The 22,663-nt window shown below is 67.5% G+C and carries 19 protein-coding genes; 6 read left to right on the top strand and 13 right to left on the bottom strand.

Features of this window, described 5'->3' with window-relative positions:
* Positions 1 to 5 precede the first annotated feature (5 nt).
* The 7 genes from E4O86_RS04940 to cysD all read right to left on the bottom strand — a co-directional run bounded on the left by E4O86_RS04940 (position 6) and on the right by cysD (position 9,357).
* Positions 6 to 1,034 carry a class I SAM-dependent methyltransferase gene (locus tag E4O86_RS04940; RefSeq protein ID WP_161139411.1) on the bottom strand — a complete coding sequence of 343 codons (1,029 nt, stop codon included), beginning with the start codon at positions 1,032 to 1,034 and terminating at the stop codon, positions 6 to 8.
* A gap of 113 nt (positions 1,035 to 1,147) precedes the next feature.
* A complete protein-coding gene (locus tag E4O86_RS04935; protein WP_161139410.1) occupies positions 1,148 to 2,467 on the bottom strand; it encodes a glycosyltransferase in 1,320 nt (439 codons plus the stop codon).
* The gene (locus E4O86_RS04930) at positions 2,460 to 4,076 is read right to left on the bottom strand and encodes a glycosyltransferase (RefSeq protein WP_161139409.1); all 1,617 of its coding nucleotides are present in this window, start codon (positions 4,074 to 4,076) and stop codon (positions 2,460 to 2,462) included. The genes E4O86_RS04935 and E4O86_RS04930 overlap by 8 nt, the downstream gene beginning before the upstream one ends.
* A complete protein-coding gene (locus E4O86_RS04925) occupies positions 4,073 to 4,252 on the bottom strand; it encodes a hypothetical protein (RefSeq protein ID WP_161139408.1) in 180 nt (59 codons plus the stop codon). The genes E4O86_RS04930 and E4O86_RS04925 overlap by 4 nt, the downstream gene beginning before the upstream one ends.
* Positions 4,234 to 6,507, bottom strand: coding sequence for a glycosyltransferase WbsX family protein (locus tag E4O86_RS04920; RefSeq protein WP_205520708.1), 2,274 nt, complete (start codon positions 6,505 to 6,507; stop codon positions 4,234 to 4,236). The genes E4O86_RS04925 and E4O86_RS04920 overlap by 19 nt, the downstream gene beginning before the upstream one ends.
* A gap of 52 nt (positions 6,508 to 6,559) precedes the next feature.
* Entirely contained in the window at positions 6,560 to 8,455 is a 1,896-nt protein-coding gene (gene cysN, locus E4O86_RS04915) for a sulfate adenylyltransferase subunit CysN (RefSeq protein ID WP_161139406.1), read from the bottom strand.
* The gene (gene cysD, locus E4O86_RS04910) at positions 8,455 to 9,357 is read right to left on the bottom strand and encodes a sulfate adenylyltransferase subunit CysD (protein WP_161139405.1); all 903 of its coding nucleotides are present in this window, start codon (positions 9,355 to 9,357) and stop codon (positions 8,455 to 8,457) included. The genes cysN and cysD overlap by 1 nt, the downstream gene beginning before the upstream one ends.
* Before the next feature lie 611 nt (positions 9,358 to 9,968).
* Between cysD and E4O86_RS04905 the strand changes: the two genes are divergently transcribed.
* Both E4O86_RS04905 and E4O86_RS04900 read left to right on the top strand, forming a co-directional pair.
* The gene (locus tag E4O86_RS04905) at positions 9,969 to 12,569 is read left to right on the top strand and encodes a glycosyltransferase (protein WP_161139404.1); all 2,601 of its coding nucleotides are present in this window, start codon (positions 9,969 to 9,971) and stop codon (positions 12,567 to 12,569) included.
* Positions 12,566 to 13,396 (top strand): Stf0 family sulfotransferase, encoded by an 831-nt coding sequence (locus E4O86_RS04900; protein ID WP_161139403.1) that lies wholly within the window; start codon positions 12,566 to 12,568, stop codon positions 13,394 to 13,396. The genes E4O86_RS04905 and E4O86_RS04900 overlap by 4 nt, the downstream gene beginning before the upstream one ends.
* 21 nt (positions 13,397 to 13,417) lie before the next feature.
* On the opposite strand, the gene E4O86_RS04895 is transcribed toward E4O86_RS04900, so the two are convergent.
* Genes E4O86_RS04895 through E4O86_RS04885 form a run of 3 tightly spaced genes read right to left on the bottom strand, consistent with a single transcriptional unit; the run spans position 13,418 to position 16,147 of the window.
* Positions 13,418 to 14,071 carry an ABC transporter ATP-binding protein gene (locus tag E4O86_RS04895; RefSeq protein WP_161139402.1) on the bottom strand — a complete coding sequence of 218 codons (654 nt, stop codon included), beginning with the start codon at positions 14,069 to 14,071 and terminating at the stop codon, positions 13,418 to 13,420.
* Positions 14,068 to 14,877 carry an ABC transporter permease gene (locus E4O86_RS04890; RefSeq protein ID WP_161139401.1) on the bottom strand — a complete coding sequence of 270 codons (810 nt, stop codon included), beginning with the start codon at positions 14,875 to 14,877 and terminating at the stop codon, positions 14,068 to 14,070. Before E4O86_RS04890 ends, E4O86_RS04895 begins: the two co-directional genes overlap by 4 nt.
* Before the next feature lie 19 nt (positions 14,878 to 14,896).
* Complete coding sequence (locus E4O86_RS04885) at positions 14,897 to 16,147, bottom strand: KpsE/RkpR family capsule polysaccharide export protein (RefSeq protein ID WP_161139400.1); 1,251 nt, start codon at positions 16,145 to 16,147, stop codon at positions 14,897 to 14,899.
* Positions 16,148 to 16,347: 200 nt separating this feature from the next.
* On the opposite strand from E4O86_RS04885, the gene E4O86_RS04880 reads away from it, so the two are divergent.
* Together E4O86_RS04880 and E4O86_RS04875 are read left to right on the top strand one after the other, a co-directional pair.
* On the top strand, positions 16,348 to 17,484 hold the full coding sequence (locus tag E4O86_RS04880; RefSeq protein ID WP_161139399.1) for a polysaccharide biosynthesis/export family protein: 1,137 nt from the start codon (positions 16,348 to 16,350) through the stop codon (positions 17,482 to 17,484).
* A gap of 57 nt (positions 17,485 to 17,541) precedes the next feature.
* Positions 17,542 to 19,602 carry a capsular polysaccharide export protein, LipB/KpsS family gene (locus E4O86_RS04875; protein WP_161139398.1) on the top strand — a complete coding sequence of 687 codons (2,061 nt, stop codon included), beginning with the start codon at positions 17,542 to 17,544 and terminating at the stop codon, positions 19,600 to 19,602.
* A gap of 2 nt (positions 19,603 to 19,604) precedes the next feature.
* Here E4O86_RS04875 and msrB read toward each other — a convergent pair whose 3' ends face one another.
* Entirely contained in the window at positions 19,605 to 20,078 is a 474-nt protein-coding gene (gene msrB, locus E4O86_RS04870) for a peptide-methionine (R)-S-oxide reductase MsrB (protein WP_246206217.1), read from the bottom strand.
* 144 nt (positions 20,079 to 20,222) lie between these two features.
* Here msrB and E4O86_RS04865 point away from each other — a divergent pair, with 144 nt between their 5' ends.
* The gene (locus E4O86_RS04865) at positions 20,223 to 21,020 is read left to right on the top strand and encodes a TVP38/TMEM64 family protein (protein ID WP_161139396.1); all 798 of its coding nucleotides are present in this window, start codon (positions 20,223 to 20,225) and stop codon (positions 21,018 to 21,020) included.
* A gap of 282 nt (positions 21,021 to 21,302) precedes the next feature.
* Here the strand turns inward: E4O86_RS04865 and E4O86_RS04860 are convergent, their stop codons facing one another.
* Positions 21,303 to 21,959 (bottom strand): SOS response-associated peptidase, encoded by a 657-nt coding sequence (locus E4O86_RS04860; protein ID WP_161139395.1) that lies wholly within the window; start codon positions 21,957 to 21,959, stop codon positions 21,303 to 21,305.
* A 54-nt stretch (positions 21,960 to 22,013) separates the two neighbouring features.
* Complete coding sequence (locus tag E4O86_RS04855; RefSeq protein WP_161139394.1) at positions 22,014 to 22,295, bottom strand: HigA family addiction module antitoxin; 282 nt, start codon at positions 22,293 to 22,295, stop codon at positions 22,014 to 22,016.
* Between the two features lie 209 nt (positions 22,296 to 22,504).
* On the opposite strand from E4O86_RS04855, the gene E4O86_RS04850 reads away from it, so the two are divergent.
* On the top strand, positions 22,505 to 22,663 hold the full coding sequence (locus E4O86_RS04850; protein ID WP_161139393.1) for a DUF3309 family protein: 159 nt from the start codon (positions 22,505 to 22,507) through the stop codon (positions 22,661 to 22,663).

The raw sequence follows: 22,663 nt of genomic DNA, 5'->3' as shown, positions 1-22,663 counted from the left end.
GTTCATCATTGGGCGCACTTCCTGATCCACAGGCTTGCTCCCGGATTCACATTGAAGCGAGGGAAGATCGCTTGGATTGCATCCTGAGCCTTCGAATGGAACAGGCTGTTCATGAATTCGACCCGGTAGGCATAATTGTGCATGAGGAACGCTCGAACCGCATAGGCTTCGTTCCAGGAATATCTCCGCTCGAAAATCCACTCGTCGGCATACTCGAACGGGAACGGGATGTCGTGAAAGTGAATGACCACGCCTGGCTTCAGGACGGGAAGGATCGAGAACAGCTCGTAGTGGACATCGCTCCCCGTCTTCAGCACATGTGTTGAATCGATGAAGAGGATGTCGTTCGCCTCGAGAACCGAGAAGGTCTCCGGAGGGACGTCCTGAACCGGGCTTTCGAGGATCTCGACCCGCGCATCGTCCTCGGCTTTCAACCGTGATCGCAGCCGCTCCGTATAGGGCTCGATGAGAAGCAGCGTGGTATCGAGATGCGCCTCGTCGATCGTGTCGAGCATCACCGCCGAGGAGAAGCCGGAGCCGATCTCGATAATGCGTCTCGGCCGGTTGGCGAGGATCATCGCGCGCAGGATCGTCGCGTCGCCGATGGCGAAGATGTCGTTCACGGCGTAGTACCGGCGCGCCGGATCGAGGGAGTCGGGGAATGGCGTCGCCCGGATGGCGTCCGCGTTCTGCATCCAGAAATTGCGCATCCGTGTGACGGAGAGGTCGATGCCGGCGATCGCGTCGGGTTCGATGTCGCGTCTCGGCCGGCGCGGACCGACCAGTTCGGCCGGGTTGACGACAGGGGAGTAATAGTGGCCGACCGGATGTCCCGGTCGCACGCCCGCACGGCTCTTATATTCGGCGGACGAGAGGAAGTGGTAGAACAGGTCGCGCGGGCTCGCGCCGTGCTCGGCCGCCTGCACCCAGTCCCGGAGTTCCCGTTCGCCGGGATCGCGTGCAAGGAGATGGGTATAGAGGTCGCGGATGTAGCGCTCGGACTCCGACATCTCCCCAGATGTGTTCTCGTTCATCGTTCCTTCATCCGCCTCGTCCGGCCTGGACGCATTCTTGTTCTGGGCGCCGGAGCGCAAGGGAATCTCCGCACCTGCGGCAGCGGCGATATCCGCCGTGGGCGCCGCCTCCGTCAAGCCACGGCCTCCGCGGCGCGTGGCAGCGCGCCGGCGGCCGGCGCGTCGTAGAAGAGCGCGAGATAGCGGCGCGCGATCGCCGGCCAGCTCTGCTCCGGCTCGATCCGGGGCGCGAAGGCGAGCTCCTCGCTCATGAACCGCTCCATCGCGTCGGCGATGCCGACGGCGTCGCCGGGCGCGACGAGGAAGCCGTCGGACGCCGGGTCGAAGCGCTCGGGAATGCCGCCGATGGCGGAGGCGATCAGCGGCTTCCCGAAGAACTTCGCCTCGTCCACCACCATGCAGTAGATCTCCCACCAGAGCGACGGCACCACGACGACGTCGACCTCCGCCATGCGGAAGGGCAGCGTGTCGTGGAGATAGGGGCCGCGCACCTGGATCCTGCCATTCATCCAGTCGGCGCTGTCGGCGATGGTGCGCTCGAAGGCGGTCCGGAACGCCTCGCTGCCGGCTTCGAGGTTGGCGCCGTTGATGGCGAGCTGGAACGGGCCGATATCGCGCTCCTCCAGGAGCTTCGCCGCCTCGAGCAGCGTCTGGACGCCCTTGTTGTCGACGAGCTGGCCGAAATAGCCGAACCGGACGAGGCGCTGCCGCGGATCGCTCGCGAAGGGGGAGTTCCGCTTCCGGGCGCGCCCGACGCCGGCGCCGACCTGGAAGCTCGCCTCGTCGATGCCGTGCCAGATCACGGTGAACTTGGAGCGGTCGAGCCCCCAGCCGACCATCCGGTCGCGCAGGAAGAGGGAAGGCGAGATGAACCCGGCGGCATGGTCGAGGCACTTCTTGAAGTGCCGGTTGCGCAGGAAGAAGAGGTCCGGGGAAATGTCCGGGAAGCACTGGGCGCAGCGCTCCGGCGTCGACACCGAGCAGAGCTCGCGGGTGTTCCGCGTGATCATCTGGCCGTTGGCGTAGCAGGAGGCCTGCATCTCGTGGAAGCCGACGAACACCTTCATGCCGCGCTCGGCGAGGAGCGGCACGAGGTCGATGCCGAAATGCATGAAATGGGACAGGAAGACATGCGTCACGCCCTCCGCCGACAGGAAGTCGAGGAGGGTGCGCTTGGCGTAGGCGCTGTTCGTCCGATGCCAGAAATAGTCGTATTCCGGCAGCGAGAAGAGATATTCGTTGGCGCCCATCCCGGACGGGCGGACGAAGCTGTCGGCCTTGCGGTTGTGCGCGAACCAGTCCGGGTCGGCGGCGACGAAGAGGCAGTCCTCGCCGCTCTCGCGCAGCGCGCTGAAGAGCGAATAGGCGCATTGCTGCGCACCGCCGCGGTAGAGCAGCGAATGGAAGAGCGTCAGGATGGCGAGCCTAGCCATGCGCGTCGTCTCCCGCGAACCAGGGGGCGGTCCGCTCCTGCCAGCGGCGCGTGAAGATCATGCGGTTGATCACCGGCACCGTCCGCGTGATGTGCTCGGGCACGGCCGATCCGCTGCCCTCGCAATGGATGAAGGCGACGTCCTTCAGGATGGTCGTGGCCGAGCCCTGCTCGGCGAGCCTCAGGCAGAGGTCGAGATCCTCGAAATGGCCGAACAGATAATCGCCCGAGAAGCCGCCGGCCGACTGGAAGAGGTCGCGGCGGAGCGCCAGGAACGAGCCGGAGGTGAAGACCGGGCCGGCCACCTCGCCGGGCGGCGCGCCGCGCCCGTCCGAGATGCCGGAGAGCACCCCGTCGAGGCCGCCGGTCACGACCGGGTCGAGCCGGCCGACCCTGAGGCCGTCATGCATGATGCCGCCGCTCGGGAAGCGCTGGCGGACGCCCACCACCCCGGTCGGCTGGGCGATAAGCGCGTCGACCACCTTGTCGTAGTCGGCGGGCTCGTCGGTGAAGACGTCGTTGTTGTGGAACACCAGGTGTTCGGCGTCGGTTGCAAGCGCGGCCACGTTGCATGCATGGCTGAAGCCCAGGTTCCTGTCGAACTCGATGTAGCGCCACGGGATTTCGTAGAGCGTTTCCAGTTCGTTGAGCACGCCGAGCGCGGCCGCGCGATAGTCGCGGCTGTTGTTCGCGACGATCACCTCCATCCGGTGCCGCGCCGAGCGGAGATAGTGGAAGATCGCCGGCAGGAGCGGCAGCGGCCCGCACTGGACGAAGATGACGGCGCAATCGCGGCCCTTCGGAGCCGGCGAGGAGGTGATTGACTTCCCCGGGTTGGCGCTCTCGGCGACAAAGGTGCGGAAGAGCGATTGCAGCACCGCCACGAAGGAGGGCGGAATCCGGTAGAGGCCGCTCAGCCCGCCCTCCACCGTCGAGAAATAGGACAGGTATTTCAGGATGTCGTCGAGAAAATCGCCGGCCTTCTGGATGTATTGCGGCCGCAGGATCCGGCCGAACCCGTCGGCCCGCAGCGTGAACTCGGTCGAGACCGGCGGATCGAGCTCGATCCGCGTCAGCACGGCGAAGCCGAGCTTCGCGTGCTCGGGCGCGCCGATCGCCGCGCAGACGTCGGGCCGCCGGTACTGGAATGCGCTCTCGCCGATATTGATGGAATGCGGGCCGAACCTCAGCGTGGCGGAGCGGGCCTCCCGCAGCGGGACCTCGAGCCACCCCGAAACGAAGACCGTGTCCTGGAACACGAGGACGCGCTCGATCTCGCCGCGGTACTCGCGCAGGAAGTGCGGATTGGGCGCGCGCCCCTCCGAATGGCCGTAGGCGAGGAAATGATCGAGCGCCGTCCGCGTCCCGCTCTCCACGCTGGCGCGGACATCGCCGTTGCGCTCGAGATAGAATTGCTCGTCGAAGACGATGATCTGCCTCGGCAGGTCCGCGGCCGGGCCCGCGGCGGGGCGGGGGAGGGGGCGCCTTGCGGCCGGCGCGCCGTTCGGAGCGCCGGTCTCGCCCTGGCTGCGTCCCTCGGCTTCCGGAGCGCCGCCCAGTCCGCGCACCAGGCCCTGGAGCGATTGTGAAATTCCGGCCGGCTTCTTCATTCGGGCTCTCTGCTCCGCACGGCATCCCTGGCGAGCTCGCGCTCGAACTCCCGCAGGATGGCTGCTGCGATCCTGGCGATTTCGCGTGCGGATGCTTGCGGGGATCGCAGGTCTGCCTTGGCCAGAATGGCGGTGGCAGCCTTGAGTGCCGCCGCCTTCACCTCGTCGCCCGCCATCGCCCAACTCCTTGCTCGACAATGTGCGGGGGCGCCCGACGATTGTCCAGACCGGCCGCCGGCCCCGGCGCGCCGGACCGTTCCGGGTGGCGGTCCGACAATGTCCGCGCGACGACGTTCAGATAGGCTGAGCCGAAATGCACGTCGGGCTCGAGATAGGCACCCTCCGCCCACTCGTTCCATGCGTTCACGAACACGAGCGGCTCGCCGGAGAGCGGGTTGCGCCGCGCGAACTCGACCGCGCCGGTGAGCCAGGTCTCGAACAGCTCGGGGGTGGAGCCGTGCAGCATCGTGCCGCGCCCCTGCCGCCGCGCGTCGTTGTCCCAGGATGGCGAGACCGTCTTCACGAGCGGGTAGGGAGGGGCTTCTTCCGCCAGCGCGTCCGCGACGATCCGCTCGTAGGGAAACACCGCCGAGGCGAAGCCCGGATCGAGGATGTCGAGCTTGTCGTGCGGGATTCCGCGTACCCGCCCGACGAATTTGTGGGGCGGGAATTCGAGCGCGCCGTCGAGCCCGAACGGACGCGGGTCCAGGTTCCTGAAGGACTGTGCCATCAGGAAGAGCGGGTTCAGGCCGTGGCGCTCCCGCCACAATTTCCTCCAGCGCTCGATCCTTGCGGCGGCATCCGGGACGTGATCGGCCCGGTAGATCGAGAGGAGCGGCCGCCCGCCGATCCGGATGTAGCGGGGGTGATTGAAATATCCGGCCAGGCAATCGACGAAGGCGTCGTCGTCCTCCTCGCGGTAGTCCTGGCGGATGAGGAGCTCGTCCTCCGCCCCGTCCCAGCGCCTGGTCCAGTTCTCGTTCGCCCACATCAGGCAGAACGGAAAATCGATCGCGCCGTCGCCTGCGAAGAGGTCGAGCGGGCGCTCGAGCAGCCGCCTTCCGTTGAACCAGTAGTAATAGAAGCAGAAGCCGTGGATGCCGGCGGCCGCGGCGAGAGCCGTCTGGCGCCTGATGATGGCCGGATCGGAAAGATCGTAGAAGCCGAGATCGCGCGGAATCCGCGGCTGATAATGGCCGCGGAAGCGAGGAGCGCCGCGCGCGAGGTTGCGCCATTCGGTGAAGCCCGGTCCCCACCACGCGTCGTTCTCGGGAATGGCGTGGAACTGAGGCAGGTAGAGCGCGATCACCTTTGCCGGCGCTTCGCCGGCGATCGCGGCGGGGCGGAATTCCTCGAAGCCGTCGCCCTCCTGCACGAAAGCTGCGATCTCGCCGGCCATGCCGCGATCGGCGCTGAGCGGAAGAAAGCCCTGCCTGCGTCCCTCGAGCACGTAGTGAACGAGCGGATTCGCCTCGTAGCTTCCGTCGAGATACCGGGCGACATAGCTCGACGTGTCGAATCCGGCGGAAGGATCGTAGTTAGCCCGGTAGCCGATCAGCGCGTAATGCTGGAGCGGGTCGAGCCCGGACTGCGACACCTCCGGATAGGTCGCGCGGTAGAACGCCACGTCGAACTCGGGGCAGGGGTTCCGCGGATCGCTGCCGAGGCGGTCGAGATAGTCGCGCAGCGCCGAGACGTCGCTCCCGTCGAGCCGATAGGTTTCCCGGTACCACGCGGGATCGAAGAGCGGGATCGGGCGCCTGCCCTCGCGCTCGCCGTGGTTCAGGAAGTGGACGAGCGGATCCTGGCCCGCTCCGGAGACGTCCGGATTGATCGCGAGGTACCAGGCCGGGTCGAAATAGAAGGACGGAGACAGTCCCTCGGGGCGGCCGATGAAATAGAAATGGCCGAACGCCTCGTCGGCGCTGCCGAACGACCGCCCGTGCCGGGCGTACCAGCTCGGATCGAAGAGGCCGCTCGCGCGGATGAGCGCGGCTGTCCCGGTTCGGCGGGGACGGTGCCGCGCATCGGCCACGAACGCGAAAGCCGCCACCGTGAACGCGGCGGGATCGGAGGCGGAGGTCTTGTCCGCCGGCTCGATCAGCAACCCCCAATCCGCTTCGAAGGCGGGAATGTCGATCGTGACGCGACCGTCCGGGCCGATGGTCGGATCGGGGCTCAGCCTGCCCGTCTCCCCCGCCCGGCGGACGGCGAGGGAGATGGGAGCGGCCGGCGCGCCGCTCCTGCCGAAAGCGAGCGTCAGTCGGCCCGACGCACCGGCGGTGATGCCGAGTTCGAGCGGCCACGTGACCTGGCCCGGGCACCGGAACAGCGGGACCACGCTGGTCCACCCGGCACCGGCCGACCGGACCAGTCCGACGAACCGCTTGCCTACGCCCTGGAACGAGGCCGGCATGCGAGACGAGCCCATCAGGCCCCGCTGGCGGGAGCGAACTCGTGCCGGACGGCGATCCCCACCGGGGTCATTGCGCCCCGGCGAGCCGGCCGTGAGCCTCGAGATACGCGATGATCGCGTCGGCCATGGTCTCCGGTGCGCCTTCCGCCGTCCGCAGATGCAGCTCGGGTGCCTCGGGCTCCTCGTAGGGCGAATCGATTCCGGTGAAATTCTTGATCTCGCCGGCGTCCGCACGGGCATAGAGGCCCTTCGGATCGCGCTGCCGGCAGAGCTCGAGCGGCGTATCGATGAAGATCTCGACGAACTCGCCTTCCGGCAGGAGGCGCCGCGCCATCTCGCGCTCCGAACGGAACGGCGAAATGAACGACACGAGGACAATGAGCCCGGCATCCGCCATCAGCTTGGCGATTTCCGAGACGCGGCGGATGTTCTCCACGCGGTCGACGTCGGTGAAGCCCAGGTCGCGGTTGATGCCGTGCCGGACATTGTCGCCGTCGAGCATGTAGGTGTGCCGGCCGCGCGCGTAGAGCTTGCGGTCGAGCAGGTTGGCGATCGTCGACTTGCCGGAGCCGGACAGCCCGGTGAACCAGAGCACCGTCGGCCTCTGGTTCTTCAGCCGGCCGCGGGCCGTCTTGTCGATCTCGAGCGCCTGCCAGTGGATGTTCGAGGCCCGCCGCAGCGAGAAGGCCAACATGCCGGCCGCGACGGTCGCGTTGGAGAAGCGGTCGATCAGGATGAACGCGCCCGTATCCCGGTTCTGGGAATAGGGATCGAAGGCGACGGGATCGCTGGCGGCGAGATTGACGAAGCCGACTTCGTTCATCTCGAGCACCTTGGCGGCGATGTGTTCGAGCGAGTTCACGTCCAGCCGGTATTTCAGATCCGTGATCTGGACCGGAACGACGCGGGTCGCGACCTTCAGGAGGTACTGGCGCCCGGGCAGCAGCTGCTCCGGATCCATCCAGATCAGGTGGGCGGCGAACTGGTCGCTGACCTCCGGACGATGCTCCGGCGTGACGAGAAGCTCGCCACGGCTGATGTCGATCTCGTCGGCGAGCGTGATCATGACGGACTGGCCCGCCACGGCATGCTCGAGCGGCGTGCCGCCGAGCCCGATGCTCGCGACCCGGCTCGCGCGGCCGGAGCTCGCCACCATCACCGGATCGCCGACCGCGATCCTGCCGGACGCGACCGTTCCGGCGAAGCCGCGGAAGGTCCGGTCGGGACGGCAGACCCACTGCACCGGGAAGCGGAACGGCTCCTCCGCGGCCGCCGATGCGATCTCGACCGCCTCGAGATGATCGAGCAAGGCGGGTCCGTCGTACCAGGGAGTCCGCTCGCTGCGCGTCGTCACGTTGTCGCCGGCGCGGGCGGAAATCGGGATCGCGACGATGTTCGGCAGCGACAGGCTGTCGGCGAAGCCCTCGAAATCCTGCGTGATGGCGCGGAACGTGGCCTCATCGAAGTCGACGAGGTCCATCTTGTTGACCGCCAGCACGATATTGCGGATGCCGAGCAGCGACGCGATCACGGCATGGCGGCGCGTCTGCGTGAGGAGGCCCTTGGTGGCGTCGACGAGCAGGATGGCGAGGTCGGCCGTCGAGGCGCCCGTCGCCATGTTGCGCGTGTACTGTTCGTGGCCGGGGGTGTCCGCGACGATGAAGCGGCGCTTGGGCGTGGCGAAGAACCGATAGGCCACGTCGATCGTGATGCCCTGCTCGCGTTCGGCTTCGAGGCCGTCCACCAGCAATGCGAAGTCGATCTCGTCGCCAGCCGTGCCGTGCTTCTCCGAATCGCGCTGAAGCTCGGCGACCTGGTCCTCCATCAGAAGGTGGGAGTCGTAGAGCAGCCGTCCAATAAGGGTCGATTTGCCGTCGTCGACGCTGCCGCAGGTCAGGAAGCGGAGCGTGTCGGCGGAGGCGGCCGCCGACACGGCCTCGAGTGAGAACGCACCGACATTCATCAGAAATACCCCTCGCGCTTCTTACGCTCCATCGAGGCGGAAGACTCCCGATCGATCAGCCGGCCGCCGCGCTCGGAGGTGCGTGCCGCCATCATCTCGGCGACGATCGCCTCGAGGGTGATCGCATTCGATTCCACGGCTCCCGTGAGCGGGTAGCAGCCGAGGGTTCTGAACCGCACCATCCGCATCTGCGGCGTCTCGCCGTCGTGCAGGCGCATGCGGTGGTCGTCGACCATGATCAGCTGGTCGGCACGCTCGACCACCGGCCGCTCCGCCGCGAAATAGAGCGGCACGATCGGGATCTGCTCGCGCATGATGTAGGCCCAGATGTCGAGCTCGGTCCAGTTCGACAGCGGGAATACGCGCATCGACTCCCCGTCATGCACGCGTGTGTTGTAGAGGCTCCAGAGCTCGGGACGCTGGTTCTTCGGATCCCAGGCGTGCGACCTGCTCCGGAACGAGAACACGCGCTCCTTGGCCCGGCTCTTCTCCTCGTCGCGCCTCGCGCCACCGAAGGCGGCATCGAACCCGTGCATGTCGAGCGCCTGCTTCAGCGCCTCCGTCTTCATGATCCGGGTGTAGTTGGCGCCGTGGTCGAACGGATTGTAGCCTGCCGCGACCCCTTCCTGGTTCGTGTGGACGATCAGGCGCATGCCGGCCTTCTTCGCCATCTCGTCCCGGAAGGCGATCATCTCCCTGAACTTCCAGGTCGTGTCGATGTGCATGAGCGGGAAGGGCGGCGGCGCGGGCGCGAACGCCTTCATCGCCAGATGGAGCATGACCGAGGAATCCTTCCCGATCGAGTAGAGCATGACCGGATGGCGCGACTCCGCGGCGACCTCCCGGATGATGTGCATGCTTTCGGCTTCGAGCCGCTCGAGGTGGGAAAGGCGATCGGACATGCGTGCACCGCAACATGAGCTACTCCGCGTCATTACAGGACGATGTGGCTCGGCTCAAGGGCCGGTACCCGGGTCGGCTTTCCCGGCGGCTCGGATGCCATCCCGCGGCCGGGTGCCGGCGCGGGCCGGCTGCGAGGTTTCCCTCTCCGATCTCTTTCCCGTGATTGCGAACGCCTGTGGAGGCAGTTGACTTCCTGCGAGCGCGAAGGCAGACCGGCATGAGCGCTTCAATGCGGAAGCTGGGGGAACTCGAGGAGGGTCGTAAGACCTTGATTCGGCTTGGCTGAGCTTGATCTCGCCAAGCTTTCGATCAGGTATTCCGGTAGCCGTCCGCATCTCGGCTCGGTTCGAGGGCCCGCAACCTTGGTCCCGCCGGCCCGCGATTCAGCAGGGGGAATGCGCAATTGGTTCGAGCCCGCGATTATGCCGAGGATGCTTTCGGGACGCGTGGGCTCGACGTCGATGAAGAGGAAGAAGTGCGCCGTCGCTTCGGCCTGGCCCGTCGCGGCTCGGTGAGCTACGGCGCGCAATTCCGGCTCGGCCTTCGCACGACGGTGAAACATGTGAGGAGGCTTGGCCCGCGTACGCTGCTGGCCCAGCCTGCGGTTCAGGTGGCACTGCTTTCCACGCTTCTCGCACTCTCGCCCCTCCTCGAGCGGCGTCCGCTTCGAAGGCCCTGGCATTGGGTCCAGCGGATCTGGCTCGCGCGTTCGCCGATGTTCAGCGCGGAATTCTACCGTCGCGAATATCGGGACGTGGCCGATTCCGGAATGTCGCCGCTCGTCCACTTCATCCGCTACGGGCACAAGGAGGGGCGCTCGCCGCACCTTGTCTTCAACACGCGGCATTACCGGGAGCAGGTGACCGATCCCACCGAACGGGCCCTCAACCCGCTCGTGCATTACATGCTCGCCGGTGCCAGGCGGCGTCTCAGCCCGAGTCCGTGGTTCGACCGGGATGTCTACCTGGAATGCAACCAGGACGTCAGGCGCGCCGGGATCGAGCCGTTCCTCCATTTCTGCCGGCATGGTCTGCGGGAGAACCGGAAGGCCAGCCAGTGGTTCGATCCGCGAAAATATCTCGAGCAGTCGCCCGGCTTCTCGGACAGCGGCATTTCGGCGCTCGAGCACTTCCTGCGCTCGCATGCCGGAGCGAGCCTCGACTCGGACCTGCTGGACGTCGTCTGGCAGAGGCCGGTCATGCCGGGGTCGGTCGAGATAGACTATCTCGAGCGGCTGGAGCGGCTGCCGCCGCCTCAGGACGCCGGTTCCGCCGTCTGCGTGGACGTCGTCGTCCCGGTCTACCGGGGGGTCGAGGAGACGCTCTCGTGTCTCTACCATGTCCTCACGGCAGAGAACGAGACGGCCTTCCGGCTCGTGGTGGTCGATGACGGCTCACCGGAGAAGGAACTCTCCGAGGCGCTCGGCCGGCTCGCCGCCAAGGGGCTCTTCGACCTCCACAGGCACGAGGAGAGCCAGGGCTTCTGTGCCAGCATCAATCGCGGCCTGGTCCTCAATCGCGACCGCGACGTCATCATTCTGAATTCCGATACCGAGGTCTACGGCGACTGGATCGATCGTCTGCGCCGGGCAGCCTATGCAAGCGAGCGGATCGCGACCGTCACCCCGATGACGAACAACGGGACGATCGCGAGCTATCCCCGGTTCTGCAGCGACAACCCGATCCCGCTCGAGCTCTCCTACGCCGCTCTCGACCGCACCTTCGCCGACGTGAACGCCGGCGTTGCGGTCACCGTCCCGACCGCCGTGGGGTTCTGCGCCTATATCCGCCGGCAGGCGCTCGAGGAGGTGGGCCTCTTCGACGTCGAGACGTTCGGCCGCGGCTATGGCGAGGAGAACGATTTCTGTCTGCGCGCGCAGCGGCTCGGCTGGAGCGACGTCATCGCCTGCGACGTCTTCGTGCGCCATCTCGGCGGAACCTCGTTCCGGGGCGAGCGGCAGGAGCGGGTCGAACGCGCCCTGAAGATCCTCGACAGGAAGTATCCGCACTACCGCCCGGCCGTGCACGAGTTCATCGCCCGGGATCCGCTGCGCCAGGCGCGGGCCCAGGTCGACACCGCGCGGCTCCGGCGCCTGCGCGGCGACCGCAACGTGGTCATCCTCAGCCACACGCGGGGCGGCGGCACGGAGCAGAACGTTCAGCAGCAGGCGGGCACGCTCGCCGCGACGGGCGCCTCGGTCTTCTTCCTGCGCGCCGCGGGCGGTTCGCGGAGCGAGATCCGGCTCTCGCATCTCGCCGCGCAGAACTTCCCGAATGTCGGCCCGTTCTTCCTGCACGACCGCTCCGGGGCGCTTCGGCAGATCCTGACGGATCTGCAGGTCAGCGAGGCCCACATCCATCACCTGATGGACTTCACGCCCGACGCGGCGGAGCGGTTCCGGACTGTGTTCAGGGAGATCGCCATCCCCTACACGTTCACGGTGCACGATTACGCCGTCATCTGCCCCCGCATCAATCTGATCGGACGGGAGCAGGTCTATTGCGGCGAGCCGCCGCCGACCGCATGCAATGCCTGCCTCAGGAAGAACGGCAGCGAACATGCCGTCACCAGCATCGGCCTCTGGCGGCGCGAGCACCGCCGGCTTCTCGAGGAAGCGGCCGAGGTGATCGTGCCGAGCGAGGACGTCAGCAAGCGCCTCCTGCGCTATTTCCCCGGGCTCGCCATCACGGTCCGCCCGCACGACGATTCCGATCCCTCGCCGTTCCGTCCCCGCCTGTCCGAGCGGCGTGTCCTGCGGGTCGGGATCATCGGTGCGATCAGCCGGATCAAGGGCTTCGATGTCATCCGGCAATGCGCCATCCACGCCCGCCAGCACCGGCTCCCGATCCAGTTCGTGGTCGTCGGCTATACGATGAACGACCGGCAGCTGACGCGCTACGGGGTCCAGGTCACCGGCATGTACCACCACGACAGCGTGGACGAGTTCATCCGGAAGCAGGACCTCGATTTCATCTGGTTGCCGTCCGTCTGGCCGGAGACCTATTCGTATACGCTCTCCATCGCGCTGAGGACGGGACTGCCCATCATGGCCTTCGATATCGGCGCCATAGCGGAGCGGCTGCGCCCTCACGAGCGGGGCATTCTGTTGCCGCTCTCCAAATGGGACGATCCCGACTTCCTCTGCCGGGAGTTCCTGGAGAACCGCGTCCGGGAGAGCGTCTTGAGCGAGCGGGGAGAGGAGTACACTTGATTTGGCGGTCGGATGCCCTCCGCGGCGAAACCCCGAAGACGTTCTTTCACGACATCACGGCCTCTCAGCACGAAAAGGAGATCACGGCTTTCTTCGGACGCCGGACGAAGTTCCAGCCCGGCGATCCGGTCGTGGAGGCTCCCGTCTGCTTTCTCCTGTTCACCAATCGCTCCGGCTCGAACTTTCTGGGGGACGTGCTGAATTCGACCGGCGCGTTCTGCGGCTTCGGCGAGTACACGAACTGTGAGACGGTCATCAATCATGCGCGCAGCTGGCAGGCCGGCAGCCTGGCCGAATACTACCACCGGCTGCACCAGTCGCACGGACAGGGCGCGCCGACCTTCGGCCTGAAGGTGAACGTGCAGCAGCTCCTGTTCCTCGTACGGGCCGGCATCATTCCGGGCGTCTTTCCGCAGACGAAGTGGATCTGGATCCAGCGCGCGGACCTCCTCGGCCAGGCGATCTCGCTCTACCTCGCCCAGGCGACGCAGCAATGGACCAGCGAGCAGGAGGGGAACGGCACCGACGTCCCCTACAGCTTCTCCGAGATCGCGAGCCGGATGCGCGGCATTTCGAAGAACAACGCCAATCTCGCGCGGATCGTCGGCGGGCTCGGGCTCGATCCCGCGGTGGTCATCTACGAGCATCTGCTCAGATGGCCCGGCGCGACGATCCGGCAGGTGTTCCTCCACCTCGGGATGGAGCCGGCGCCGCACAAGCCGCGGCAGATGAAGCTCAAGCGTCAGGAGGACGAGCGCAAGGCGGAGTTCAAGGCACAGTTCGCGGCGGAGCTGGCGCACGCGATCGGGAAGGTTCCGCGCCGCTGAGCCGCGATCGACGGGCCGGCCTCAGCCCTGGTTCGCCTTGTGCACTTCGATCGCTTCGTCAAGCGTATCGTAGAACGTGATGCGGCCGCCATGGACCACGCCTCCGGCATCGCAGAAGCGGCGCAGAAGGTCGTCGCTGTGCGAGACCATGATGATCGCGGACCGCTCCCGCCGTTCGGCGAACACCTCCAGCGAGCGCTCGCGAAAGCGCTTGTCGCCAACCGCGATCACCTCGTCGATGAGGTAGTAGTCGAACTCGAAAGCCATGCTGAGGCCGAAGGCGAGCCGGGCCTTCATGCCTGACGAATAGCTGCGGACCGGCAGGTCCATGTATTCCCCGAGCTCGGCGAACCACGACACGAATTCCGAGACTTCCTCGATGTCGCGATCGTAGATCCGGCAGGCGAAGCGCAGGTTCTCGGCGCCCGTCATCAGCGGCGCGAACCCGCCGCCGAATCCGAGCGGCCAGGAGACGCTGCCGTGCCGGATGATCTCCCCGCTGTCCGGGGTCTCGATCCCGGAGATCAGGCGGATGAGGGTGGATTTGCCCGCCCCGTTGTGCCCCAGGATGCCGATGCTCCGATAAGGCGGAAACTCGGTGGAGAAGCGGTCGAAGATGACCCGCCGCCCGCCGCGGACGGGATAGGTCTTCACCACGTCGCGAAGGACGATCATGACTCGTTCAGCTTGTTGCGCGCGAGCCGCTCCAGCAGCATGGCGGCGAGGAACAGGACGGACGCGATCGAGAGGACGTAGCTGCGGTCGAGCACCGGCGTGTAGTCAAGATAGATCCCGGTCCGGAACCACTCGACGCAATGGAGATAGGGAGACCATTTGACGATGTTCAGGATCGCCGGCGGCAGCTGGCTCGGAACGTAGAACATGCCGGACGTGATGAAGATCGGGAAGGACAGGATGCCCCAGATCTGGTCCCACAGCGGGAAGAACACGGAGAGGACGGAATTGAAGTAACCGACCGCCACCGCCAGGAAGAGCATGGCGAGCAGGACGATCACCACCGTGTCCGGGTGATGGACGATGCGAATGCCCTCGTAGATGGCGAGCGCCATCCAGGCGAGCAGGGCGACGACGAGCCGGATCGAAAACTCGGAAAGGGCGCGGGCGACGACGAGGTCGAGCGGCCGCACGATCGGATAGTTGAGCAATTGCTGATTGGCTTTGATCGCACTCTGCACCTGGCCGGAGATGGCAGCGATCATCCTGAACGAAAGCACCCCGGTCGTGTAGAACAGCGCCGAGCTCTGGCCGAAGGGCGGTACGTGCGAGATGTAGGAGTGGATGACGACGAACAGCGTGACGTAGGCGCCGGGCTCCAGCAGGGCCCAGGCATAGCCCAGGCGCTGGCGGCCGTAGCGCGTCCGCGTCTCGCGCAGGATGAGGGCTGCCACCACCCTCAGGAACAGCCGCAGCGAGCCCGGCTTCGGGGCGGACCAGCCCGGGCTGGCGGAAAATGCCGGCAACGTGAGTGGCTCCTGATCCCTAGAGCGTGTGCTCCCGAACGGCTGCCACCGTCAGCATGCTGATGCCCCAGAGCCCGACCGAGGCCAGGAACACCAGGAACGTGTTGAGCAGGCGCTCGGGGTAGAGCGAGATGTCGGGGGCCCGCGGCTCGACGAAGATCCCGAAATAGCGCTGCTGCTTGCGGCCTTCCGTGACGGCGGCCTCAAGCGCGGCGAGCGCGCTCGTGTAGGCCTTCTCGGCGAATTCCTGTTCGACCGCCAGTTCGGTGTAGTCGCCGAATACGCTGCTGAGCGTCCGCTGGCTTAGGTCCGAGGAATCGGCCGAGGCGAAATTGTTCGTTCCGGTTCCGAGCCGGGCGCGCTGCTCCTCGATCTGCCGGTTCATTGCGGCGACCTGCCTGTCGAGCACGCGAACCGACGGCGAGTTGGGGTCGACCGACTGCAGGAGGGCGTCGCGGCGCGCGCGGAGCTCGGCGAGCTGCGATTCGAGGTCGCCGATCAGCTTCAGCTGGCTGGTGGCGATCTGCGACGGATCGATCGTCTGCTCCTTCTCGCGGAACTGCTGCATGCGCTGCCGGGCTTCGCGCAGCCTGACCTCGGTACGGTCGACCTCCGCGCGCGCCACCCGGACGAGCTCCTGGCGCGCCTTCTCCGAAAGCAGGTTGACGAGGCGCTCGCTGGCGGTCAGCACCGCCTGCGCGACCTTCGCGGCGTCCTCCGCCGAAAACGCCCGGACGTCGAACGTGATGATGCCGGTCGTCGAATTGAAGCCCACGTCGATCCGGTCGTCCCAATAATCGACGAAGAGGTTGATCGGGTCGTCGGGATCGGCGCGGACGAACCAGTCGGCCTGGTCGCTGGCGAACACCTTCCTGAGATCGAGTCCCTGATCCCGCAGAATGTCCTCGATGACCTCGGCGGAGAGAATGTAGTCGACCACGATATAGGAATCGGACGTCACCGACGAGCTTGAGCCGAGGAACTGGCTGAACCCGAGCTGATCGAGCCCGGAAGTGACACCACGGACGGCGAATTGCGTGCGCACGCCGTATTGGTCGCTCGCGATGAACAGGTAGTAGAACGCCGTCAGCAGCGTCGGCAGCACGATGCAGACCAGGACCGAGAGCCGCAGGAGCCGCTTCGGCACCAGCCTGCGCTTGACGATCGTCGACGAGAACGCGCTCCGCCGCTTCGGCTCAGGGGCGGGCCCCTTCGCGAGCGGAGTGACGTTGGCCGGTTGCTGCGGCTTCCGCTCCGGGCGGTCTAGCATCCTGACACCGAATGAGGCCTTGAGTAGGGCGGATATTAACGTGTTGCAGCGCCGAAGGGAACTGTGCCGCCGGAGCCACACCGCCGCAGGAACGTGCCCCGGCGGTTTCCTTCTGCTTGTCACCCGTCCGTCACTCCCGTACTCACCCGTTCGTGAGCAGGATCTGCAAGGGTGAGCGCGCGGTGCGGATAAGAAGGACGTTGGCTGCCGGGGCTGCGCTCCCGGTCCTGCTGTCTCTCGCCGCCTGCGGTTCGGTTCCGAGCGAAGGGCCTCTCGCGAGCACCATCGAATTGGCCTCCGACAATGCCCAGTTCGCCTACACGGTGGTGGACGTCGATTCGGAGGTTGCCAATCTCCTGGCCTGGTACGGCACCTCGGTATTCGAGGAGCGCTTCGGGTCGAGCGCCGGTGCCGCCCGCGAGGAGATCGGCGTCGGCGACATCCTGACGATCACGATCTACGAGGCCGGCCCGGACGGTCTTTTCTCCACCGTGGAGCGCAAGCAGACGCCGCTGCAGGTGTCCGTTGATTCGTCCGGCCGGATCGTCGTCCCCTATGTGGGGAGCGTCCAGGCGGCGGGTCGTACGACTGCGGAGGTGCGTGCGACCATCAATACCGCGCTTCTGGAGCGCGCGCTTGAGCCGGACGCGACGGTCCAGATCACCGAGAACAATTCCCGGGTCGTCTACGTGAACGGTGCCGTCGGTGCGCCCCAGCGGGTCCCGATCGCGACCTCCGGGAACCGCGTCCTCGACGTCATCGCTTTGGCCGGCGGGCCGCAGAATCCGGCCTATGAAAGCTATGTGTCGCTGTCGCGCGGCAATGTCGAGGCGCGCGTGCTCATGCAGACGCTCGTCGACCGGCCGAGCGAGAACGTCTTCGTGCGGCCGGGAGACCGCATCTTCGTCATTCACGATCCGCAGACCTTCACGGCGCTCGGCGCGGTAAAGGTTCCGGGCCAGATCAAGTTCGCCGAGGAGCGCATCAGCCTGATCGAGGCGGTCGGCCTCACGGGCGGCCTGGCCGACGAGCGTGCCGACGCGACGGGCATCTTCGTCTTCCGCTACGAGGATCGCGCGCTCGTCGATCAGATCCTGCATCGCCCGACGGCGGTGGCGACCAAGGGCGAGAAGTGGTCCACGGAGCAGGTGCCGGTCGTCTACCGGCTCAACCTCAAGGATCCGGCGTCGTACATCGTGGCGCAGGCCTTCCCCGTCCGCGACAAGGACGTGATCTATGTCGCGAACGCCTCGGGCGTGGAGTTCCTGAAGTTCATGACCATCGTGGGCGGTCTCCGCGAAGGCGTCGGCTTCGCCCGCGACATCAAGCGCTTCTAGCACGTCGGCGGCGGTAGACCGCGCCGGTTGCGGAGAACTCCGAAGGGGCCCCACCCGGTGGCCCCTGGACCGGAACGCCATGGCGGCCGCGCCTTCATGAAGTCCCGCCGGATCGGCATCTGCAATCCCGGCCTCTGGCGTCTGCGCGACGACGTCGGACGGCTGACGGGGCTCGCCCCCGTCTTCCTCTTGGGGAGCGGCATGCCGGCCGTCGACGCTGTGGCGCGCTGGGGCGAGAAGGCGCCCGGGCGGCGGGCCACGGCCGTCGCGGCGCGTGCCGGAATCCCGTTGGTCTCGATCGAGGACGGCTTTCTACGGAGCGTCCGGCCGGGCCGCGGCGAGCGGTCCCTCTCCTATGTCGTCGACCGGACCGGGATCTACTACGCTTCCGCCCGCCCGAACGACCTGCGGGGCCTGATCGCTGCCGCGCCGGACGATCCGGGCGAGGCCGCCCGCGCGCGCGCCGGGATCGAACTGCTGCGCTCCAGGCGGCTGTCGAAATATAATGACGGGCGGCTGCGCCTGCCCGAATCGCTTCGGGAGGCGCGAGACTTCGTCCTCGTCGTCGACCAGTCCCTCGGCGACGCGTCGATTGCCGGCGCGGGCGCCGGCCCGGACGCCTTCGAGGCCGCATTGGCGGCGGCTGCCCGCGAGCATCCGGGCCGCACGATCCTCGTCAAGACGCATCCGGACAATGCCCGCGCCGGATCCGGCGGCCATCTCGCGGGCTCGGCGGAGCGCTACGGGGCCACGATCACGGCGGAGTCCGTCAATCCGTGGCTGCTGCTCGAGCGGTGCCGTGCGGCCTATGTCGTGTCGAGCCTCCTCGGCTTCGAAGCGCTGATGGCGGGCGTGCCGGTCGTCTGCTTCGGCGCGCCCTTCTATGCCGGCTGGGGGCTGACGGACGATCGCGCCGCGGTCGCGCATGGTGGGGGCGTGCGCAGCCTCGAACAGGTGTTCGCCGCCGCATATTTCCGCTATGCGCGCTACCTCGACCCCTACAACCGGCGTGAGGTCGCGTTCGAGCAGGCGGCCGAGCATCTCGCATTCCTGCGCGATCGCTTCCACGAGAACAGTCCCCGCACGGTGACTGCCGGCTTCTCGCCCTGGCGGCGGCGGGCGGTGGCGCCGTTCCTCGACGGCCCCGAAGGTCCCCCCCTGCACCGCCGCGACCTGGCTGCCGCGGCGGCGGAAGCGGCGCGGATCGGGGGGAGGGTGGCCGTCTGGAGCGCGGGCGCGGAGCGCGGCGTTGGCGCGCCTGCGCTCCTCCGGCTCGAGGACGGCTTTCTCCGCTCGCGCGGCCTCGGGGCGGCGCTGACGCTTCCCGCCTCCCTGATCCTCGATCCGGTCGGGCTCTATTTCGACGCCCGCCATCCGAGCCGCTTCGAGGAGATCGCCGGGAGCACGGCGTTCGACGAGGCGATCCTCGCCCGTGCCGCCCGTCTGCGGGAGCAGATCGTCGCGACCGGAATCACCAAGTATAATGTCGGCGAGATCCGTCAGGGGCTTCCGCGCGAGGAGGGCCGGCTCCGGATCCTGGTTCCGGGCCAGGTGGAGGATGACGCTTCGATCCGCTTCGGATCCCCGGCCCTGAAGAGCAACCTGGCGCTGCTCGAGGCCGTGCGGTCGCGCTTTCCCGGCGCCTTCGTGCTCTACAAGCCGCATCCAGACGTCGAGGCCGCGATGCGGCGGGGGCGTATCGGCCGCGCGGAAGCGCTCCGCCACGCCGACGACATCGTGTTCGGCGCGGCGATCGGGCCGCTCTTCGCGTGGTGCGACCGGGTCGAGACGATGACGTCGCTCGCCGGATTCGAGGCGCTGATGCGCGGCAAGCCGGTCGGCACCCATGGCCTGCCGTTCTATGCCGGCTGGGGCCTCACCGACGACCGGCTCGAGGCCCCGAGGCGCGGACGGCGGCTCAGCCTCGACATGCTCGTCGCCGCCGCCCTCATCCTCTATCCGCGCTATGTCGACCCGAAGACGCGGCTCCCGTGTCCGCCGGAACTGGTGGTCGAGCGCCTGGCCGCCCCGGATGCCGGCCGCCGAGGCGCCGGCGACCTGATCCTGGACGGTGCCGGCTTCGCCGCAGGCTGGCTGCGGAACCGGTTTCGCCGGTGACGTCAGGCGTCGGGCTTCGGCTCCGTGCCGTCGGGATAGAATTCGAGCGCGGCGGAGTTCATGCAGTACCGGAGCCCGGTCGGCGGCGGGCCGTCGGGGAAGACGTGGCCGAGATGGCTGTCGCAGCGCACGCAGCGCGTCTCGGTGCGGACCATTCCGTATGAGCGGTCCTCGATCTCCCGGACATGGGCCGGATCGAACGGCTGGAAGAAACTCGGCCAGCCGGTGCCGGAATTGAACTTGTCTCCGGAGCGGAAGAGCGGGAGCCCGCAGAGCCGGCAGGCGTAGACGCCCCTCTCCTTGCTGTCGAGGAGAGCGCCGCAGAACGGCCGCTCGGTGCCATGGTCGAGCAGGATGCGCCGTTCCTCCGGGGTGAGCTTCTCGGCGAGCCGGTCTGTCTCCGCCGCGGAAAGCGGTCCGAGATCGTAGCCGGTGGCCGAAACCCTTCTCTCCATGGCGTCGTGCGCTTGCGTCATCTCCATCTCCCGGGTGGTCCGCCGACAATATAGGGTGAAGGCGCGGAAGCGGGCAGTCCGTCGGGACGGCGGGTCCCGACGCCGCCGCGCCGAACGAAGCCGGAACGCCGGGCGGGCAGCAGCGTTCATCTGCGCATGACCGCGATGCAAGCTCGATCCGCTTCCCCCTCGCAGGTCCGCTCCGCGGCCTCGCCCTCCGCCTCGCCCTCCGGGCCGCCGCATGCCGCGCCCGGCCGCCGCTGTGTCTGGATCGGGCTTGCGGCGCTCGCCGCCTGCGCCCTGATGGCGGCGTGGTACCTGCTTCCGCTCGCCGACTGGATGAGCGCCTTCGGCGCCTGGGCGCGGGGCTGGGGCGCGGCAGGCGTCGCGATCGTCTGCGCCGCCTACGTGCTCGGCACGCTCGCCTGCGTCCCCGGCTGGCCGCTCACCCTTCTCGTCGCCGTCGCCTATGGCTGGTGGGCGATCCCGATCGCGCTCGGCGGCGGCATGACGGCGGCGCTTCTCGCCTTCCTGATCGGCCGCACGATCGCCCGCCGGCCGATCGAGCGCGTGATCGCGCGGCATCCGAAGCTGAAGGCGATCGATGGCGTCGCCCATGACGAGAGCTTCAAGACGATCCTGCTTGCGCGGCTCACGCCCGTCACGCCCTTCGCGATGGAGAACTATGCGTTCGGCGTCACCGGCGTCACGCTGCCCGGCTATCTCGCGGCGACCTTCGTCGGCATCGTGCCCGGCACGATCCTGAATGTGTGGGTCGGCGTGCTCGGACGAACCGCGGCGGGCGGGGAGGCGAGCGCGGCGAACTGGGCCTTTCTCGGGATTGGCTTCGCCGCGACCGTCGTGCTCGTCGTCTGGATGACCCACGCCGTGAAGCGGCGGATGAAGGGCCCTGACGGCGCTCCGGAGCCGCGCTCGAAATCCCGCCCGCAGGAAAGATTGTAGCACTCCGTCGCGACCGCGCGGTCGGTCGAGGCTTGCGGCAATTCACCGATCGGGCGGCCCATTCCTGCGGCCGCTGCGCTGTATCTCCGGGCCTGCAACGGGCAGCAGAGGATTCGAGTTGGCTGCCGAGAACGCCGGAATCGCGCGGGTCAAGCACGGAAGCTACATTGACGCCGGGTAGGCGTGGTTCATTGCGCGGTGCACTTCGTGGTGCAGATTTGATCCCGTAGCGGAGGGTCAATTCCCCCGAGCCAACTGTCAAGCGCGGCCCGGAAGGAGTGCTCACGCGGCGAGCGGACCCTCGTCCTTGCGCTCGCCCCGCGCGACGATCGCGAGCGTGCCGTCCGGCAGCGGCCGCTGCAGGGCGCGCGCCTCCGCCCAGGGCGCCCGCAACCAGACGTTCATCTCCTCGGCCGTGGTGAGGACCACCGGCATCGCCTTGGGGTGGATCGGCGCGACCTCGGCGTTGGCCTCGGTGGTCAGAAAGCCGAAGAGCAGATGCTCGCCCTCGACCGGCGCTGATTTCGGCCCGCGCGCGCCGTGCCAGCGCGTCCAGAGTCCCGCGAAGACGAAGAGCGGGCGCTCCGGCGAGAGCGCAAACCAGATCGGGATCTTGCGCGGCTTGGCGTCCTGATATTCGCAGAACGAGGTCGCCGGCACGAGGCAGCGGTGCTCCGGCCCGAGCCAGCGGCGCCAGTGCGAGGACTGGGTGTTCCGGATGTTCGTCACCGGCTGGCCGCCATATTGCGGCGGGCACGGCATGCCCCAGCGCATCATCACGAGCGCGCGCTCGCCATCTTCGAGAGCCCGAACGACCGGGGCGAGGTAGTCGGGAAAAATCCCCGGCAGAGGCGGCAGATTGCCGGTCCGGTCCTGCATCGCGCCCGTGAACTGCCGAATCGCCGCCTGGCCCTTGGTGACGCTGTAGAGATTGCACATGCGCCCAGCCTGCCTTTTCCCGCGCCTCTTCTGGCTGCGCTGCTGCCTCGGTCGTTACACAGCCGTCAGCGGCTCGATCGGCGGCCGCTCGCGCTTGAGCGCCTGGGCCAGCTCCCAGTTCGACTGCAGGTTCATCCAGAACGCCGCGCTGCTGATGCCCGCCTTCTCGAGCCTGATCGCCAGATCCGCGCTGATGCCCGCCTTCTCGTTCAGGACGCGCGAGAGCGCCGCGCGGCTCACGCTGAGGCGTCGCGCGATCTCCTTCACCGTGAGGTTCAGCTCGGCGACGACCAGTTCGCGAAGGATCGCGCCGGGATGGCCCGGGTTCTTCATCATGGTGCACTCCTCGGTGGTCGTCCTCGTGATCGACCCGCTCGACATCGGTGCCGGCGAAGCCGAACGTCACGGGGCCCGTTGCCGTTCACTGCGCCCCGAGCGGGTTGAGGAACTTGGACTTTCCTCGGCCGTTCTCCCTGAGCCGGCTCGCTTGTTCCGCCCGGGAGGCGGCGGCCTGCGGCCCGGATGCGGCAAGACGAGGAAACACGATGTCCGTCGGAACGATCCTTCTCATCATCCTGATCCTGCTGGTGATCGGCGCGGTCCCCGCCTGGCCCTACAGCCGCGGCTGGGGCTACGGGCCTTCGGGGATCGTCGGCGTCCTGCTGATCATCCTCATCATCCTGCTGCTGATGGGGCGGATCTGA

It is taken from the genome of Propylenella binzhouense (assembly GCF_009866965.1).
In the GTDB taxonomy this organism is placed as follows: Bacteria; Pseudomonadota; Alphaproteobacteria; order Rhizobiales; family Afifellaceae; genus Propylenella; species Propylenella binzhouense.
This window is presented reverse-complemented; position numbering and strand designations above follow the sequence as displayed.

Coding starts and splice junctions, on each gene's coding strand:
- E4O86_RS04940 (WP_161139411.1), bottom strand. CDS start 1,034: ATGAACGAGAACACATCTGGGGAGATGTCGGAGTCCGAGCGCTACATC.
- E4O86_RS04935 (WP_161139410.1), bottom strand. CDS start 2,467: ATGGCTAGGCTCGCCATCCTGACGCTCTTCCATTCGCTGCTCTACCGC.
- E4O86_RS04930 (WP_161139409.1), bottom strand. CDS start 4,076: ATGAAGAAGCCGGCCGGAATTTCACAATCGCTCCAGGGCCTGGTGCGC.
- E4O86_RS04925 (WP_161139408.1), bottom strand. CDS start 4,252: ATGGCGGGCGACGAGGTGAAGGCGGCGGCACTCAAGGCTGCCACCGCC.
- E4O86_RS04920 (WP_205520708.1), bottom strand. CDS start 6,507: ATGGGCTCGTCTCGCATGCCGGCCTCGTTCCAGGGCGTAGGCAAGCGG.
- cysN (WP_161139406.1), bottom strand. CDS start 8,455: ATGAATGTCGGTGCGTTCTCACTCGAGGCCGTGTCGGCGGCCGCCTCC.
- cysD (WP_161139405.1), bottom strand. CDS start 9,357: ATGTCCGATCGCCTTTCCCACCTCGAGCGGCTCGAAGCCGAAAGCATG.
- E4O86_RS04895 (WP_161139402.1), bottom strand. CDS start 14,071: ATGATCGTCCTTCGCGACGTGGTGAAGACCTATCCCGTCCGCGGCGGG.
- E4O86_RS04885 (WP_161139400.1), bottom strand. CDS start 16,147: ATGCTAGACCGCCCGGAGCGGAAGCCGCAGCAACCGGCCAACGTCACT.
- msrB (WP_246206217.1), bottom strand. CDS start 20,078: ATGACGCAAGCGCACGACGCCATGGAGAGAAGGGTTTCGGCCACCGGC.
- E4O86_RS04865 (WP_161139396.1), top strand. CDS start 20,223: ATGCAAGCTCGATCCGCTTCCCCCTCGCAGGTCCGCTCCGCGGCCTCG.
- E4O86_RS04860 (WP_161139395.1), bottom strand. CDS start 21,959: ATGTGCAATCTCTACAGCGTCACCAAGGGCCAGGCGGCGATTCGGCAG.
- E4O86_RS04855 (WP_161139394.1), bottom strand. CDS start 22,295: ATGATGAAGAACCCGGGCCATCCCGGCGCGATCCTTCGCGAACTGGTC.
- E4O86_RS04850 (WP_161139393.1), top strand. CDS start 22,505: ATGTCCGTCGGAACGATCCTTCTCATCATCCTGATCCTGCTGGTGATC.